This is a genomic window from Taibaiella koreensis (assembly GCF_003545715.1).
GTDB classification, from domain to species: Bacteria; Bacteroidota; Bacteroidia; order Chitinophagales; family Chitinophagaceae; genus Taibaiella; species Taibaiella koreensis.
On the sequence record NZ_QVNU01000004.1, the window covers coordinates 296,655 to 313,998 of the forward strand.

General features: G+C 51.0%; 12 protein-coding genes. 9 read left to right on the plus strand and 3 right to left on the minus strand.

All coding sequences use genetic code 11. The features are described from left to right. Positions 1-2: 2 nt before the first annotated feature. The gene (locus DZK30_RS14990; RefSeq protein WP_118974952.1) at positions 3-3,698 is read left to right on the plus strand and encodes an ABC transporter permease/M1 family aminopeptidase; all 3,696 of its coding nucleotides are present in this window, start codon (positions 3-5) and stop codon (positions 3,696-3,698) included. A gap of 337 nt (positions 3,699-4,035) precedes the next feature. Here the strand turns inward: DZK30_RS14990 and DZK30_RS14995 are convergent, their stop codons facing one another. Beyond that, positions 4,036-4,275 carry a hypothetical protein gene (locus DZK30_RS14995; protein ID WP_118974953.1) on the minus strand — a complete coding sequence of 80 codons (240 nt, stop codon included), beginning with the start codon at positions 4,273-4,275 and terminating at the stop codon, positions 4,036-4,038. A gap of 148 nt (positions 4,276-4,423) precedes the next feature. Further along, positions 4,424-4,798, minus strand: coding sequence for a VOC family protein (locus tag DZK30_RS15000; RefSeq protein WP_118974954.1), 375 nt, complete (start codon positions 4,796-4,798; stop codon positions 4,424-4,426). 178 nt (positions 4,799-4,976) lie between these two features. On the opposite strand from DZK30_RS15000, the gene DZK30_RS15005 reads away from it, so the two are divergent. The 7 genes from DZK30_RS15005 (at position 4,977) to DZK30_RS15035 (ending at position 15,336) form a co-directional block, all read left to right on the plus strand. Beyond that, entirely contained in the window at positions 4,977-6,734 is a 1,758-nt protein-coding gene (locus tag DZK30_RS15005) for a DUF4331 domain-containing protein (RefSeq protein ID WP_205529457.1), read from the plus strand. Between the two features lie 30 nt (positions 6,735-6,764). Further along, positions 6,765-8,789: a DUF4331 family protein gene (locus tag DZK30_RS15010; protein ID WP_118974955.1), complete on the plus strand. Its 2,025-nt coding sequence runs from the start codon at positions 6,765-6,767 to the stop codon at positions 8,787-8,789. A gap of 76 nt (positions 8,790-8,865) precedes the next feature. Beyond that, a complete protein-coding gene (locus DZK30_RS15015) occupies positions 8,866-10,236 on the plus strand; it encodes a tetratricopeptide repeat protein (RefSeq protein ID WP_118974956.1) in 1,371 nt (456 codons plus the stop codon). 23 nt (positions 10,237-10,259) lie between these two features. Next, on the plus strand, positions 10,260-10,919 hold the full coding sequence (locus DZK30_RS15020; protein WP_205529458.1) for a HupE/UreJ family protein: 660 nt from the start codon (positions 10,260-10,262) through the stop codon (positions 10,917-10,919). Between the two features lie 25 nt (positions 10,920-10,944). Then, positions 10,945-13,212, plus strand: coding sequence for a TonB-dependent receptor (locus DZK30_RS15025; RefSeq protein WP_118974957.1), 2,268 nt, complete (start codon positions 10,945-10,947; stop codon positions 13,210-13,212). Positions 13,213-13,353: 141 nt separating this feature from the next. Further along, positions 13,354-14,169 (plus strand): alpha/beta fold hydrolase, encoded by an 816-nt coding sequence (locus DZK30_RS15030; RefSeq protein WP_118975256.1) that lies wholly within the window; start codon positions 13,354-13,356, stop codon positions 14,167-14,169. 135 nt (positions 14,170-14,304) lie between these two features. Continuing rightward, the gene (locus tag DZK30_RS15035; RefSeq protein ID WP_162903112.1) at positions 14,305-15,336 is read left to right on the plus strand and encodes an esterase-like activity of phytase family protein; all 1,032 of its coding nucleotides are present in this window, start codon (positions 14,305-14,307) and stop codon (positions 15,334-15,336) included. A 156-nt stretch (positions 15,337-15,492) separates the two neighbouring features. On the opposite strand, the gene DZK30_RS15040 is transcribed toward DZK30_RS15035, so the two are convergent. Beyond that, positions 15,493-16,143 (minus strand): N-acyl amino acid synthase FeeM domain-containing protein, encoded by a 651-nt coding sequence (locus tag DZK30_RS15040; RefSeq protein ID WP_118974959.1) that lies wholly within the window; start codon positions 16,141-16,143, stop codon positions 15,493-15,495. A gap of 410 nt (positions 16,144-16,553) precedes the next feature. Here DZK30_RS15040 and DZK30_RS15050 point away from each other — a divergent pair, with 410 nt between their 5' ends. Further along, positions 16,554-17,321 carry a carbonic anhydrase family protein gene (locus DZK30_RS15050; RefSeq protein ID WP_205529459.1) on the plus strand — a complete coding sequence of 256 codons (768 nt, stop codon included), beginning with the start codon at positions 16,554-16,556 and terminating at the stop codon, positions 17,319-17,321. The last annotated feature ends 23 nt before the right edge of the window (positions 17,322-17,344 follow it).

The following is a 17,344-nucleotide window of genomic DNA, read 5'->3' on the forward strand; positions in this document are numbered from 1 at the left end:
CCATGTTCAAAGAGATCTTCCTATTTGACCTGAAGCGGAACTTCAGGAAACCGCAGACGTATATCTTTTTCGGTATCTTCTTTATCCTTATGCTTCTGCTGGGGCTGGCCGCCGCAGGCGTGTTCAACGTTGCCGCCGGCGACACCAACCTGGTGAGCAACTCGGCTATGGCCGTGGCGGGCGTTATTGTAAGCCTTAACAGCGGTATACTAGGGCTGGTCAACAGCGTGATCCTCGTGGCCGTGATGGCGACCGGTATCCAGAAGGACTACGAATACAATACGCATCCCCTGTACTTTACAAAACCGATAAGCAAAACGGGCTATTTCTTCGGCCGGTTCCTGTCGGTGCTCATAACGGCGCTGTTCGTCTTCTCGGCGCAGGTGATCGGCTACTGGATCGGCAGCTTATTCGGCATGGGTACTCCCTTTATGGGACCTTTCCGACTCATGAATTACCTGGAGCCTTTCCTTTTGTTTACCCTGCCCAACATCCTGTTACTGGGGATCATTATTTTTTCTATCACCACCTTTACCCGGAGCACACTCTCGGCCTACCTGTTCTGTATTGTTTTGCTCGTGATCAGGACCATTACCGACAATATCACCGCCGACCTTGACAATAAGGCTACAGCCGCCCTGTGGGAGCCCTTCGGCACAGAAGCCCTGCAATACCTCACCCAATACTGGACGCCCGACGAGCAAAACCACCGCATGATTCCGCTGGAAGGCGTATTGTTCCACAATCGCGCGCTATGGCTGGGTCTTGCGCTAGTCATTACCGGCTTCAGCTTCTACCGCTTCCGGTTCAGCCAGTTCCTCAGCCCTATTTCTTTATTCCGTAAAAAAGAGGAAGCTGTTTCGGGCCAGATCACCCTGCATTCCCTTTCGCTGTTGCCCAAAGTGCAGCAGCGGTTCTCGACAGCCGAGACCTGGCGGCAGCTCTTCTACCTCGCCCGCTTCGAATTCCGCAAGATCACCCGCAGCACCTTCTTCATTATCTTTTCCCTGCTGGGCATTATTACCATGTGCATGGTAGCCCGATTTATGGGGGCGATCTATGGCACCGAAACCTACCCCGTCACCTACCAGATCCTGGAAATGGCCTCGCCTTTCTTCCAGCTCTTTATCCTGCTGATGATCGTTTTCCTCTCGGGTAACGTGATCTGGCGGGAAAGGGAGACCAAGACCGACGAGCTCATTGGGGTTACGCCGGTAAGCAACACCGTGCTTTTCTTCTCCAAATACCTGAGCCTGTTCTATGTTACGGCGTTGCTGATGCTACTCATGTCGCTTACCGGCATCATGATACAGCTCACCATGGGCTTCTACAACATCGACCCGCTTCAATACCTGGAAAAATCGCTGATGCTGCTGGTGGCCGACATGGTGGTGGCCGGCCTGTGCCTGTCGGTGCAAACCGTGATCCCTAATAAGTACCTGGGCTTTTTCCTGTCGCTGGTACCTATCCTGTTCACCAATATTATCTTCAACTTGCTGGAATGGGATTTTGCGCTCTACCATTTCAATTCCAGCGGACCCAATATGCCCTACTCCGACATGAACGGCTTTGGGCATACCGTTAAGGTATGGATGCTGTTCAAAACCTACTGGATGAGCATTATCCTGATCCTGTGCCTGCTGGCCCTGATGCTGTACGCCCGTGGTAAGGAGAAAGGATGGAAGGCCCGCTACCGCTTGTCCAAAGGCAGCATTAAAGCGCCTTACCGTATCGCCTTATTCCTGTTGCTGGCCTGCGCTGCGGGTACGGGCGGTTATATTTACTACAATACCAAAGTACTGAACGAATACCGCACCGGCAAGGAGCAGGAAGCGCGTACGGCCGCCTTTGAGAAAAGATACAAATCCTTTGAGCAGGTACCCCAGCTACGCATCGTGTCTACAACGGCCGATGTCGATATCTATCCCCACGAGCGAAGCGTACACGTTAAAGGATACTATTACCTGAAGAACAAGCATGCCCTACCCGTCGATACATTATACATCGACTATCCCGGAGGAGGCAAGAGCTATTATCACTTTGAACAACTGCAGCCTTCCGTTCCTGCTACTGCAATAATCAGCGACCAGGAATTTGGCATCAGGGTATTCCGGCTCAACAAGCCCGTACAGCCCGGAGACTCTATCCGTTTCGACTTCGAGGTATGGTACCGGCCGGTAGGCTTTACAAACGACGGGACCGAAACAGATGTGGTGTATAATGGCACTTTCTTCAACAACATGACCTTCCCGGCGATCGGCTACAATCCTGATGCTGAGCTGGGCTCCAACAAGGCCCGTAAAAAATACGGCCTGTTGCCCAAGCCACGTATGGCGCCCGTAAACGATTCGCTCGCGCGAATGAACACGTATATCTCCAACGATGCCGACTGGATCCGCTATGAGACCACGGTTAGCACCAGCGAAGACCAGATTGCCGTTGCCCCGGGCTACCTGCAGCAGGAATGGACAAAGAACGGACGCCGGTATTTCCATTATAAGATGGACAGTCCCATCCTCAACTTCTATGCCTACCTGAGCGCCGCTTACCAGGTGAAGCGGGATAAATGGAAGGATGTGAACATCGAGATCTATTATCAAAAGGGCCATGAATATAACCTCGACCGGATGATCAAGGGCATCAAACGCTCGCTCGATTACTATACCGCCAATTTTGGTCCTTACCAGCACCGCCAGGTGCGCATACTGGAGTTTCCCCGCTATGCTTCCTTTGCGCAGTCTTTCCCCAATACCATCCCCTTCTCCGAATCGGTAGGCTTTATTGCCAGGGTGGATGAGAAAGACCCGGAAAAAATCGATGTGCCTTTCTATATTACGGCGCACGAAGTAGGACACCAATGGTGGGCCCATCAGGTGATCGGTGGCAATGTGCAAGGCAGCGTGCTGATGTCGGAGACCATGAGCCAGTATTCGGCACTGATGGTCATGGAAAAAGAATATGGTAAGCAGGCCATGAAAAAGTTCCTGCGCTACGAAATGGACAAGTACCTGCTGGGAAGGACCTTTGAGGCCAAAAAAGAGGTACCGCTGATGCTGTGCGAGAACCAGGACTATATCCACTACAACAAAGGCAGCGTGATTATGTATGCGTTGCGCGACTACCTGGGCGAAGATGTACTCAATGGTGCAATAAGGGCTTACCTGGAACGCTATAAATTCCAGGAGCCGCCTTATACCAATTCGATTGAATTTGTGAACTACCTGCGGGCCGCAACACCCGACAGCCTGAAATACATTATCAGGGACATGTTTGAGACCATCACGCTCTACGAAAATTATGTAAAGGACCTGAGCTATACCCGGCAGGCCGATGGCCGATACCTGGTAAGCCTGACTGTGGGCTCGGCTAAATTCAGAGCAGACAGCCTGGGCAAAAACACCAAAGTACCTGTATCCGATTATATGGATGTAGGCATATTTGGCGCAGGCGCAACGAAAGGCGACAAGACAGGCAAAGAGCTGCTGTTGCAGCGGATCAAAATGGACAGGCCCGAAAAGACCTTCACCTTTATCGTCAATGAAAAGCCCGTGAGCGCCGGCATCGATCCTTATCACAAGCTGATCGACCGCGCCCCGGACAACAATACCTGGAAGTTTGGCAGCAAGCCACCCCTGGTGAATACAGATGTAACCAGCAATAGCCCCGGAAGTATCTTAATAGACGCGGAATCAGACTAACAGACTCAGGCTTCCGGATTACCCTACCCCTGGCTGTACGGCACAGCCAGGGGTTCTTTTTGAAAAATCTGTCAAAAGGCAAAGGGATCGCTGAACAACCGGCCATGCGGAGAATACTTCCCGCCTATGAATTTCAAGCCATCATTTGTACCCCTTATCTAAAGTTTTGCCTCCTCCATGGCGAAGTGGTAAATCTTTTGCAGCGTCGCCGCCAAGAGCGGCAAAAACAAGCCATACTGCGATAAAAGCTTTGAAAATAATACAGGCCTTCCTCTTTTAGGGGGAAGGCCTGTATTGCTCAAATGAATAGTCATGAACCAGGCTACTCAGCCGGCTGTTAAAAGGTTCGCGGGCATACCGTACAATCGACGCAGCCGGTATTGCCGATCGGTGGCATGGGTTCTTCGCCGCACCATTGAGAAGCACAGGCGGAAACGGAAAAACAACCTCCAAGCGGATCGACAGACCATTGCGGCGTAGCGCCGCCAAAGGCTTTAGTCTTTTCTGTATTGGTCAGGCCACCGATCCTGGCCTTGTTCAGCTGTAATTTTGCTGCTTTGATCTTTGTCTTTTTCATGGCTCTCTTTTAGAAAGCAATATACACGTATTCAGGATCATGTGGAAATATCAAGCGCCATTAATGATCCGGGGTTAAATCTACAATTATTGCCCGGGAACAAGCATGGTGTCTGTTACCATAACTTCAGCCTTGTGTTCCAAGCGGGCTAAGCCGGTTCAAACAGCTCGATATTATTGCCTTCCGGATCGAGGATGTGTACAAACTTGCCGTATTCATAAGTAGCGATATCGTCGAGCACAGTTATACCCGCTTTCTTCAGATCGGCTACCAATGCCTCTATATTTTCGACCCGGTAATTGATCATAAAGTCCTTTTGCGAAGGTTCAAAATATTGGGTATCGGCAGGTTTGGGGCTCCATACGGTATAGCCTTCCTTTTCTGTATTATCCTTTTCGCGCCAGGGAAACATGGCGCCCCATTCTGTGGCCGGTATGCCCAGGTGTGTCGCATACCACTCATTCATTTTCGACGGATCGGCGCATTTAAAGAAGATACCGCCTATACCTGTTACTTTTTTCATTGATTGAAGTATTGAGAGATGATGAACAAAGCTAAGCAAAAAGATTCCCGGTCGCAGACCGCGGCCATCGTATTTTTTGTGTTGCCGGCTCATTACATAAATTATATTTTTTCTTAAAAACTGTTTGAAAAACCGGGCCGTATATAAGCAAAAGCAAAACGCTTAAAAAAGGATTCTTATGAAAAAAAGCCAACTCTTCCCCAGGAACGTGCGCAAGGCTGCTTTCCTGCTGTGCATGATGACGGCAGGCCTCCCGGCCTTTGCATCCAGCCATAGAGAGGCGCCGCTGATCTCGAGTGATCCGCAGGCCGACAACACCGATCTCTATGCCTTCAGAAGCCCGGATGACCCCGGTACCGTGACGATTATTGCCAATTATATTCCCTTTCAGCTACCCGAAGGCGGTCCTAACTATTATACCTTCGGCGCCAACATCCGTTACGAAATCCACATTAAGAACAAAACGACAACAACCGGCGACGATATTACCTACCGCTTTACGTTTAACCAGACCAATGAGGACAACACGACCTTCTTTAATATCAGGCTGGGACAACAGAACCTGAAGACAAACTATACCTGCGAAAAAAGCACCGATGGCGGTAATACCTTTACAACAATACTGAGCAATGGCGTGGTTCCGCCACCCAATATAGGCCCCCGCTCCATCATCAGCACGCCTGTGGGCCTGGGCGTTGCCTCTTACGGAACGTTGGTTCAAAATGCCATTGGCACTGCCAGCACAGGCGAAACCTTGTTTTGCGGCCCGGCCGATGATCCGTTCTTTGTAGACCTGGCCGGCGCTTTCGATGCCGGCAATTTCCGCCCCGAAGGCAATACCGTTAATGCACCCAAAGATGGCCTGGCACGGTATAATGTCAATACGATCGCGATCAAAGTGCCGATAAGCCTGTTACAAAAGGATGGTAAAGATGCCGGACAGGCAGCCAATATTCTCGATCCCGATTTTGTGATCGGTGTATGGGCATCTGCCAGCCGGATGCAAATAAAGACACTAAATGCCGACGGTACAGCAACCGCTTCCGGCGATTGGGTACAGGTTTCACGCCTCGGCATGCCCCTTACCAACGAGGCGGTAATACCGGTGGGCACTAAAGACAAATGGAACGCCACTACGCCCTACAATGACGTACAGTTTGCCGCATTCTTCAAGAATCCCGAGCTCGCGCTTTATATGGATGATTCGCAATTTGGCGGTGCGGTTCCCGCTCTTGGCGCCTTGCGCATACAGAAAAGCGCCTTGCAGACCTATGATTTCCGTAATGGCAAACCCGGTCTTTTTGCCTTGCGCAACACTGCAGCCGTAAGCGGCACGGCCTTTGATGAAACCTTGTTCGGACCGGTGCTGCTGCCCGATAATGCGAGCCCCCGTGCGGTAGACATCCTTCCGATCTTCTACACCGGCGTGCCCAACCTGGCGCCCTACCAGCTGGCAACAGGCAAGGCGGGCAATCCGCTGGCGGCCGGCAAACCATTTATCAACAACTTCCTGCCTACCCTCGGCGATATGCTGCGGCTCAATATGGCGGTCCCGCCCACCCCCAGAAACGATCCGAACTTCAGTTCCCTGGGAATCGTTAAAGCCGCTGTGCTGGGTCTTACCGATGCAGCCTACAACACCAATGCTACCCTCCAGTTTATTCCCAATATGGATGGCTTTCCCAATGGCCGCCGCCTGGAAGACGATGTGACCACCATAGAGCTCCAGGCCGTATCGGGTGTGGCTTTGGCCGCTATCGGGCTCTGGTACGACGACTATACACCTTCATCCACTTCTCCCGTAACGCCTCAATTACTGAATGTCCTGGGCTTTACGGCAGGTGTTACCCATAACGATACCACCTTTAAGGCGGCCTTCCCATACGTGCAGGAACCCTGGCGTGGTTACGACTATACCTTACAGGCCCGGTTCTGATCTCTTCCTTCTTTCATCAAAAAATAAAACATGAAAAGCTATATCCATAAAATAGCGGCCGCGCTGGCGATCTGCCTCCTGCCGCAGGTTGAGCTGCAGGCCTCGTCGCACAGGGAAGCGCCATTGATTGCCAATGACCCCCTGGCCGACAATACTGACCTGTATGCCTTTAAAAGTCCCTGCGATCCCAACAAGATCGTGCTGATTGCCAACTATATCCCTTTTGAGCATCCGGCGGGAGGTCCCAACTGGTACACCTTTGGCGAAAATATCCGCTATGAGATCCATATCGATAACAATGCCAATACCCCCGGCGATGATATCATTTACCGCTTTACCTTTCACAGGGAGAACGAGGACGGCACTACCTTCTTCAACATCAGGCTGGGTCGGCAGAACATAAAGACCACTTATACCTGCGAGCGCAGCATAGATGGCGGCGCCAGCTTTACTGCTATCGTAACAGCAGGTGTGGTACCCCCGCCCAATATAGGCCCCCGCTCCATCAATAATGCTACCGTGGGCCTGGGCAGCGATTATGGCAGCCTGATGACGGCTGCTGTACAAAGTCCTGCAACCGGTGAAAAGATATTCTGCGGTCCCATCGACGATCCCTTCTTCGTTGACCTCGGCGGCGCTTTCGATGCCGGTGGCTTTCGCCCTTCAGCGCAAGCCCGGGATGGCCTGGCCAAATTCAATTGCCATTCCATCGTGATCGAGGTACCCGTAGCGACGCTGCAGAAAGATGGTAAAACCGTATCGCAGGCGGCCAATATCCTTGACCCCGATTTCGTGATCGGTGTATGGGCTTCGGCCAGCCGCCAGCAAATTACGACGCTGAGTAATAACGGTGATCCCGCAGGTGTAAGCGGCGACTGGGTACAGGTATCCCGTCTGGGCATGCCACTTACCAATGAAGCGGTGATCCCTATCGGCAGCAAAGACCTGTGGAACAGGACCAACCCTTATACCGGCGACCTTACCTTCGCTGCTAATTTCTCCAATCCCGAGCTGGCCTTGTATATGGATGACTCGCAATTTGGCGGCGCCGTACCGGGCTTGTCTGCCCTGCGCATCCAGGCCAACTCCCTGGGCGCATTCGACTTCCGTAATGGTCATTCCGGCTTATATGCTTTGAAAAACACAGCAGCCGTAGCAGGCACAGCACTGGATGATGCCGCCTTCGGGACCGTCCTGCTCCCTAACAACACCAGTCCGCGTGCCGTGGATATATTACCGATCTTTTATACCGGCGTACCCAACCTGCGTCCTTACCAACTCGCTACCGGCAAAGGCGGCGATCCGCTGGCAACAGGCAAGCCGTTCATCAACAACTTCCTGCCCACGCTCAGCGATGCGCTTCGCCTCAACATGGCCGTACCGGCTACTCCCAGGAATGATCCCAACTTCAGCTCACTGGGCATTGTCAAGGCAGCGGTGCTTGGGCTTACCGACCCGGCTTATAATGCCGATGCCAGCCTGCAGTTTATCCCCAATATGGACGGGTTCCCCAACGGCCGGCGCCTCGAAGACGATGTGACTACGATTGAGCTGCAAGCCGTATCCGGCGTGGCCCTGGCCGCTATAGGCCTGTGGTACGACGATTTTACCGGTGGCAGTCCCGTAACGGCGCAGCTGGGCAATGTGCTGGGCTTTACTGCAGGTGTAACGCATAACGATACCACTTTCCAGGATTGCTTCCCCTATGTGCAGCAACCCTGGCGCGGCTTCAACGGCGATAGCTATACCGGTCCCGGCAGCACAGGCATAGCCGGCGTAGGTATGGGCGCACCGGAAGCGATCATGGTTGCCTTCCCCAATCCGTTCAGCAGCATGGTGAACCTGAAGTATAAGCTGGCGGCCAAGGGCGTTGTAAGCATCCGCATTACCGATCCTGTAGGCCGCGTAGTCGCTACGATAGAAGCAGGAAGCCAGCCTGCGGGTGAGTACACCACACGTTGGAGTGGCGCTGGTCTTACTGCAGGTACCTATTATGCACAGATCACTGTAAACGGCAAGACATTCAGGAGTGTAAAAGTAGTTAAAGTAAAATAACAGTAGTGGCCGGAGCCCGGTACGGGTTTCGGCCATTTTTTTTCCCAAGCAATACTTCACACACAAAAGTATTTTTATGTTCTCTTATATTACTACAAACTATAAAAAATGCCTGGTAACCGGTCTGTTGGCTGTCTACGTCATCGGCACCGTGTCCTGCAAACAGGGTCCAGGAGCACAGGAGGTTACCGTGAGCGAAGGCCTGTCGGTACCGCGGTTGCTCGACCGGGAAACCAAGACGGGCCTGCCGGAAGAAAATATACAGCTCCGGAAAACCTATGACGAGGCGATCGCCGCCCTAAAAACCAACCCCGCCAACCTGAAACCTTACCTGAGCCTGGCCACCGTGTTCATTACAGAAGGCCGCCTGACAGGCAATAACGGTTACTATGCCCGGGCAGCCCTGCAAATGCTGGATAAAGTAACAGAGGGCAATCCCTCTGATAAAAACCTGCTGTTTGAAGGTCTCAGCCTCAAATCGGCCGTGCTGCTGAATATGCATCAATTTAAAGCAGCCCTGGAGGTAGCCGAAGCAGGCGAAAAGATCAATGATTACAATGCCGGTATCTGCGGTGCACTGGTAGATGCCAATGTGGAAATGGGCCATTATGATGCTGCGGTAAAAGCCTGCGACAAGATGTTAAGCATACGCCCCGATCTACGTTCTTATTCGAGGGCTGCCTATCTGCGTCAGCTTCACGGCGACAATAATGGTGCGCGCGAGGCCATGCGTATGGCGGTGGAAGCGGGCGTGCCCGGTATGGAAAGTACCGAATGGGCCCGCGTGCAATGGGGCGACCTTTATCTGAATGCAGGTAAGCTGGATACTGCACAAATGATTTACAATACCGTCTTATCGTTCCGGGCCGGCTACCCTTATGCAGAAATGGGGCTAGCACGTGTAGCAGCAGCAGACAAACACTATGACGAGGCCATTGCCCATACCCGGAATGCGATCAGGACGATGAGCGAGGCCTCCTTCGTTTCTTACCTGGGCGACCTGTACCTGCTTAAAGGTGACAAGGGAAAGGCGATGCAGGTATACAAAGATGTGGTGCAGCAATTGGAACAGGGCGAACGGGAGCAATCGGGTAAAACCTTACAGCATAACGGCCACCGCGAGCTCGCCATGGCTTATCTCAATCTCGACGACAAGGCCAAGGCGCTGGAGCATGCGAAAGCCGACTATGCCATGCGCCCCGACAATATAGACGCCAATGACCTGATGGCCTGGGTGCTCTACAAAATGGGCGACTACAAGCAGGCAGCGCTCTATACAGAAAAAGTATTTACCACCAGGGAAAAAAATGCTACGCTCAGCTATAAGGCTGGCTTGATCTACGCAGCAGCAGGAAACAGCGATAAGGCCATGCAATACCGCAGCGAAGCCGCAGCCATATCACCCTATATCGACCCGAGGATAACGGCATCATCTATCAAACTGTAAGATCGCCCACTAAAGCCAGACTTATGAAGAAGCGATATGGTTTGCTTTTGCTATTGCTGTCTTGTGTTGCTGTAGCACAGGCGCATGTGATCTCCTATGACCTCGATCCTTTGCCTAAAGACCAGGTTTTTGTCCGGTACCTCGGGCTGGGCTACCAGCATATCATCCCCCTGGGCCTCGATCATATCCTGTTTATCCTTTGTGTCTTTTTCCTCAACAATAACCTGAAGCAGATCGTGCTGCAGGCCTCCATGTTTACCCTGGCACATTCCCTTACACTAGGGTTAGCAATGTATGGCGTAATACAGCCTCCGGCATCCCTTATCGAACCGTTGATCGCCTTATCCATCGTACTGCTGGCGCTGGAAAATATCTTTTCCCGACGCGTGAAGCCCTGGCGACTGGTCATAGTCTTTATTTTCGGGCTGGTGCATGGTATGGGATTTGCCGGTGCCCTTTCGGGCCTGGGCATGCCCTCTTATGCATTTGCTACGGCGTTGATCAGTTTCAATATCGGTGTGGAGCTGGGGCAACTAACGATTATCCTGCTGATGTATTTTCTTGTAGCCCGTTCATTTGCTCATAAAAACTGGTACCGGAAAGTGATCGTCGTTCCGTCTTCCCTGCTCATAGCCCTTATAGCCGGCTATTGGACAATAACGCGTATTGTTTACGCAGGTTAAGAACAACCTGCCCTAAATCTAAAACATGGCAAAAATATACCCCGCAAGGCTTATAGCCTTTGCAGCAGCCCTTCTTTTGCCCTTTGGCCTGCTGGCCCACACCGGCAGCATACGAGGCAAGATCACCGATGGCAAGACCGGTAAGGCCCTGGACGGGGCCAATATTTATGTGTTGCAAAGCAATAGCAGCGCCGTAACGAATGCCTTCGGCCAATTTCTGCTGCGCAATATAGAACCCGGTCCGCACACCGTCGTCATTAGTCACCTGGGCTTTGAAACGGTAGAAAAGGAAGTCAATGTAGAAGAGGGTGTGTCGGCCGATATCGTCGCTACCCTGCTTGCTTCCGGCATCAAGCTCAACGAAGTTATGATCAATGCTGCGAAGGCGCAGCCTTTCAGCACGATAAGCGACATAGACCTCAAATTGCGGCCGCTCAATACTTCCCAGGACTTTATGCGCCTGGTACCGGGACTCTTCACGGCACAGCACCAGGGTGGCGGTAAAGCAGAACAGATGTTTCTCAGGGGATTTGATATTGATCATGGTACCGATATCAACGTTACCGTTGACGATGTGCCCGTCAACATGGTGTCCCATGCTCATGGCCAGGGATATGCCGATCTGCACTTCCTCATTCCCGAGCTGGTGCAACGGATCGATTTCGGCAAAGGGCCTTACCAGCTGGATAAAGGTAATTTTACGACTGCAGGATTTGCCGCTTTTAAGACTTACGATGATCTTGAAAACAGTTTTGTAAAGCTGGAAGGCGGCCTGTATGGCTATTTTCGTACCGCTGCAGCCATCAACCTGCTCAACAGCAGCCAGGGCGAGGGTAAAAGCAGCGCTTACCTTGCGGGGGAGTATAGCTATAACCGGGGTTACTTCGATGCACCGCAGCATTTCAACCGGATCAACCTTACAGGAAAATATACAACACAATTGTCGGCCGACAAGCAGCTCAGTATTACGTTATCTGCTTTCCGCAGTCGTTGGGATGCTTCAGGACAGATACCGGAACGGGCCGTGGCAGAAGGGATCATCGGCCGCTTTGGCGAACTGGATGGCGAGGGTGGCAATACCAGCCGCTATCACGTCAATATCCAATACCTGCAATCGATCAGCGATCACAGCCTGTTCAAAAGCAATGCCTATGCCGGCTACTATGATTTTGACCTGCTTTCCGACTTTACCTTTTTCCTGAACGATCCCGTAAATGGCGACCGGATACGGCAAAAGGAAAAACGCCTGTTCACCGGCTACAATGCCAAATATGTAATCGATTATCGTGTAGGCTCCTTTAAAACCACTACAGAAGCGGGTTTAGGCTTCCGGTATGATCATACAAACAATTCAGAGCTAAGCCATATGCTGAACCAGGATATTGTACTGCAACGACTGGCTTTTGGTGATATTGACGAAACGAACCTCTATGGCTACGCCGGCCAGACACTTTACCTGCTGCCACAACTGGTGTTGAATGCCGGTATGCGATTCGATTACTTTATTAACGGGTACAATAACAAGCTACCATCGGAACCATCGCGCAGCACCTATACTACCCATGGGCTCAGCCCCAAGGCCGGCCTGTACTATAACTTCAGTAACCGGGGCCGGCTCTACTTCAATTACGGCACGGGCTTTCACAGTAATGATACACGGGTAGTGGTCGCACAGGCAGGAAAAGAGGTACTGCCTATGGCACATTCCTTCGACCTGGGTACGGTCATCAAACCTATACCCAAGCTATTGCTTTCCGGGGCCCTGTGGATGCTCGACCTGCAGCAGGAATTTGTATACGTGGGTGATGAGGCCATCGTGGAACCCAGTGGCAGAACGCGCAGGCTGGGAGTAGACTTTTCTTTACGTTATGAGCTATTGAAATATTTATTTGCCGACGTGGACTTTAATTATGCGCATGCCCGCGCCAGGGATGCCGCCGAAGGGGACAATTACATTCCGCTTGCAGCCAGGATCACCTCGACCGGCGGGCTCACCTTCAGGAAAGACCATTGGGGCGCCAGCCTGCGTTACCGCCACCTCGGTAGCCGTCCGGCAAATGAAGATAATACCGTAGTCGCAAAAGGATATACGGTATTCGATGCCGCAATCAACTACACTTTGCGATCTTTTGAGTTTGGCATACAGGCGCAGAATATTTTCAATACGGAATGGAATGAGGCGCAATTTGACACCGAATCCCGGTTAAGAAACGAAACGATGCCGGTATCGGAGATACATTTTACACCAGGTACACCTTTTTTCCTGAAGTTGACGGCTACATATAAATTTTGATAAGCTTAATTACTCCCTTATTGCCTGCCGGCAGTATCCTGGGACAAGCGTCAAACACTGCCATCGCCGGCGGCTATAATTGTCAGGTAATTTGCTACAACAGGTTAACTTTGCCCTCGATTGTATACCAAAAAACAAACGATGGCCAACTGGCACGCAGGCGTCTGCGAAACAAACGGAATTAATATACACTATACGCGAACCGGCGGCGATAAGCCACCCTTGATCCTGCTACACGGATTAATGACGAACGGCCTGTGCTGGACCGGTTTGGCCCGCACTTTGGAGCAGGAATATGACGTGATTATGCCCGATGCCAGGGGACATGGGCTATCGGATGTCCCTGACTACGGCTACCGGTACGATGATCATGCCAATGATATTGCCGGTCTCATCCATACTTTAAAGCTTCAAACGCCGCTCCTGCTAGGGCATTCCATGGGCGGTATGACGGCCGCAGTAGTAGCCAGCCTTAAGCCCAACCTGCTCCGCGGGCTCGTCTTAGCCGATCCAAGCTTCCTGAGTCCCGGTTGGCAACGCGAAGTACGTGACAGCGATATTGCCACGCAGCACCGGGTAATGCTCGGTAAATCGTTTGAAGAAGTGCTCGCCGATGCATGCAGCCGGCATCCTGGTCGTTCGCCGGAAAACCATGAATTGTTTAGCCGCGCACGGCTGCAAACCAGTATGGCCGCCTTTGATGTGCTCACCCCACCCAACCCCGACTATAGCGCGATAGTAAGCCAGATCGACATACCTTGTCTGCTTCTCTTTGGCGACAAGGGCGTCGTTTCTGTTACGGTCGCTGAGGCCTTACAAAGCCTTTGTATAAGCCTTGAATGGGAACAGATCCGGGATGCTGGTCATAGCCTTCATATGGACCAGCCGGAACGCTTTGCTATGGCTGTGCAAACATTCCTGGGACGATTGCATACCCAACGGAAAGCCATTCAGTAAAAGCAGTAACGATCCGTAGTTTTACCCTAAGCGATCTGGTATTCCTACCGGTTTTATCAAGCTGCCTGTTGCGGAAAGAAATCTTTCTCTATTTTGCACTGCGAAGCGAAACCAAAATCCCTCAACATGCTTTTTATGAAGAAATGGCTATGCCTGTTACCGGTCACTTTGTATGGCAGCTTTTTATGGGCGCAGACCAGTTTTAAATTTGAGCTCATCGAACAAAAGGAATTCAGCGAATATGTGGATGCCGCCTGCAAGGAGAAATTTGGCGGCATTTCTGCCATTGAGATGATACCGGATGCGGTGGCTCCGGGCAATCCGGAGCATAAAGCCGGTCGACAGTCTTCACTGTATCTCGTTTCCGACCATTATCCCAACAGGAGAAGTGCCGGCGTAACCCAGTATAGCTATAGCTTCCGTATAGATGCGGCAGACAAGGTATACGAGCCATCAGTTTTCTTCGGGCAGAACAGTGTTGAATCGGTACGTTATAACGAACAATCGGGCAAGCTGTTTTACAGCTATGAAGGAGACGATAACACAGGCATCGGCTATATCGAATCAGGGAAAGGCCATATCCTGTTTGAAGAGCCTATTCCATCAGACAACCGGGGCATCGAAGGCATTACCTTTACCAGCGATAATCGCTTGTGGGCCGTTTGTGAATCGGGCGATCAGCAATCCTGCGGGTATACGGTACCCTTTTACTGTTTTCCACCCGACAGCAGCACCAATGGTGCTTACGATATCAAGGCCAGGACCGAATACCAGTACCCTTTCGACAAATGCAGCTGCCTGGATGCCGGCTGTGGTTTTAATGGCAGCATCGGGAATGGCATATCCGAAATACTGGCGCTACAAGGCAGGAAAGATAAGATCCTGGTATTGGAACGCTGCTTTGAGGGGAAGGCCGCTCATGTGCGGCTGTTTCTCGCGACAGTAACGGCCGGTAGCCGTATTTTAACCAAGCAGCTTGTGTTTGACTTCAACGACAATGCCACTTTCAGCGCAAAAGACAAAGCCTTTACCCCAGACAATCTGGAGGGAATGGCATGGGGTTCGGCTGAGAACGGCAATCCTGTCTTGTACCTCGTAAGCGATAACAACTTCAATCCTTCCCGTCAGCGTAACCAGATCGTCAAATTGAGGATGATCGCCCAATAATGCTTGTGTCAGGAACAGCGGCTGTCTCCCCTGCTTGCTTACACAAACAGAAGAGACAGCCACTCGATTCAATTGAATAGCGATCAATCGAATTGCTTTTTGAATGATCGGCTTGGAAGACCACACCTGTAACGACTCCGGACAAAGCAGGTTTTCTTAATAGCTCAAAGCCGGTAGTGCGGGACTGGCGGCAAACGTATAATTATCGAGCTCCTCCTCTGTAAACCGGAACAACTCCTCCTTATCCATCACCACCGGCAGCAGCTCATTGCAGGCTCCCGCCATCATGATCATTTCCACATGGATACCCGGATATTGCTTAGGCGCTGAAATAGGCTCCAGGCCAAGGAAGCGCCGGTATAGAGGCACATGTTTGGGACGAACGGCGGTGAGGATATAATCGCTTCTGAATTTTAGTACATTGAGTATAATGAACCGGAACGGGATCTTGAACAGATACTTGGAGTCGACTTTCCCGGGGTGTATCACAAACCGGTTGGATTCGACGATGGTTTTATCCAGGTCTATCGCCTGCTCAATTTCCTGCCGGTACACTTCAAAAGCCGGCAGCGGCAGAAAATCATGCGCCTTACTGTAGATACAAGCCCTTACCGATGCTACGGGCGCACCTTCCTCATATACGATACTGGTTGCGGCATTGGGCAGCAGGTCATATTTGTCCCTGAATTCGGCCATTGCATTTTCTTCTATAGCCCCTGCATTGTGATAGGCAAGGTATCTTAATCTGACAGCTTCCGATAGCTGTTGTTCTGTTTCGCAACATGCTAACAGGTACTTGTTTTCCATGTGATAGGGGGTTTATTGTTTGGGTTCTAAATATGCGCTGATGGCATTATTGGGATGCAAAAGTAGAAGACAGGATTGATTATCAAAAGGGTATGCCGGAAACTTTACGTTACGATTTCCTCTTGACGACGGCTCTATGCCTAGTTGCTGTGGATAGACGCTATTCTTTCTTGTGTTCAGAAAAGCGCCTATGCCGGAAGAAACAAAAATGATCTTACAAAACCTTTCCTTATAAAAGGCTTGCAAAAGAACAGCGGCCGGCCAGAAAATGATCCGGTGAGGATCCGCCGGCTACAGAATGTTGAAACAATACTAGTAAAGTTAAGAGGTACGAAAATGGGGTTGCAGGCATGATAATAAATCCAAATCTTTAGGGTCAATATTTTCAAACCTTAACCAAAATCTCAACAATGAAAAGCAAACTTTTCCCGATCTGCGCAGCAGTAGCGTTTATGGCGCCTGCATTCCTTTCCTGTAATAATGGTCAGGTAAACAATAGTGATAAGAACACTAACGATACTGCACAAACAATCACGATCCCAAGACCTCCAAGAGAACGGGTATTGACGGCAGCAGAACAAGCCGCATTGACACCCGATGAAGTGATCAAAAGCCTGAAAGAAGGTAACGAACGATTTGTAAGCAGTGATATCACCGCGAGAGATCATTCTGCCATGGTGCGTAATGCAGCTGCCGGGCAATTTCCCAAAGCAGTAATTCTCTCTTGTATCGACAGCCGCATACCCGTGGAAGATGTTTTTGATAAGGGCATAGGCGATATGTTTGTGGGACGGGTCGCCGGTAATTTCGTGAATACGGATCTGCTGGGTGGTATGGAATTCGGATGTAAAGTAATGGGCGCAAAGCTGATCCTTGTCCTGGGCCATGAATCCTGTGGGGCCATCAAAGCGGCTATCGACGATGTAAAGCTGGGCAATATAACAGCTATGCTCGCCAATATACGGCCGGCAGTGGTTGCTTCGCAAGACTTTGCAGGTGATAAAACGTCAAAGAACGATGAATTCGTACATTATGTTTTGAAGAACAACGTGATCAATGCAATAAAGACCATTAAAGAAAAAAGCCCGATCTTAAAGGAAATGGCAGATAGCGGCGCCATCAAGATCGTGGGTGCTTATTACAATATTAAAACAGGCGCTGTAACTTTTCTGGATTGATGCCGGCGATGCGCTTCATTTAC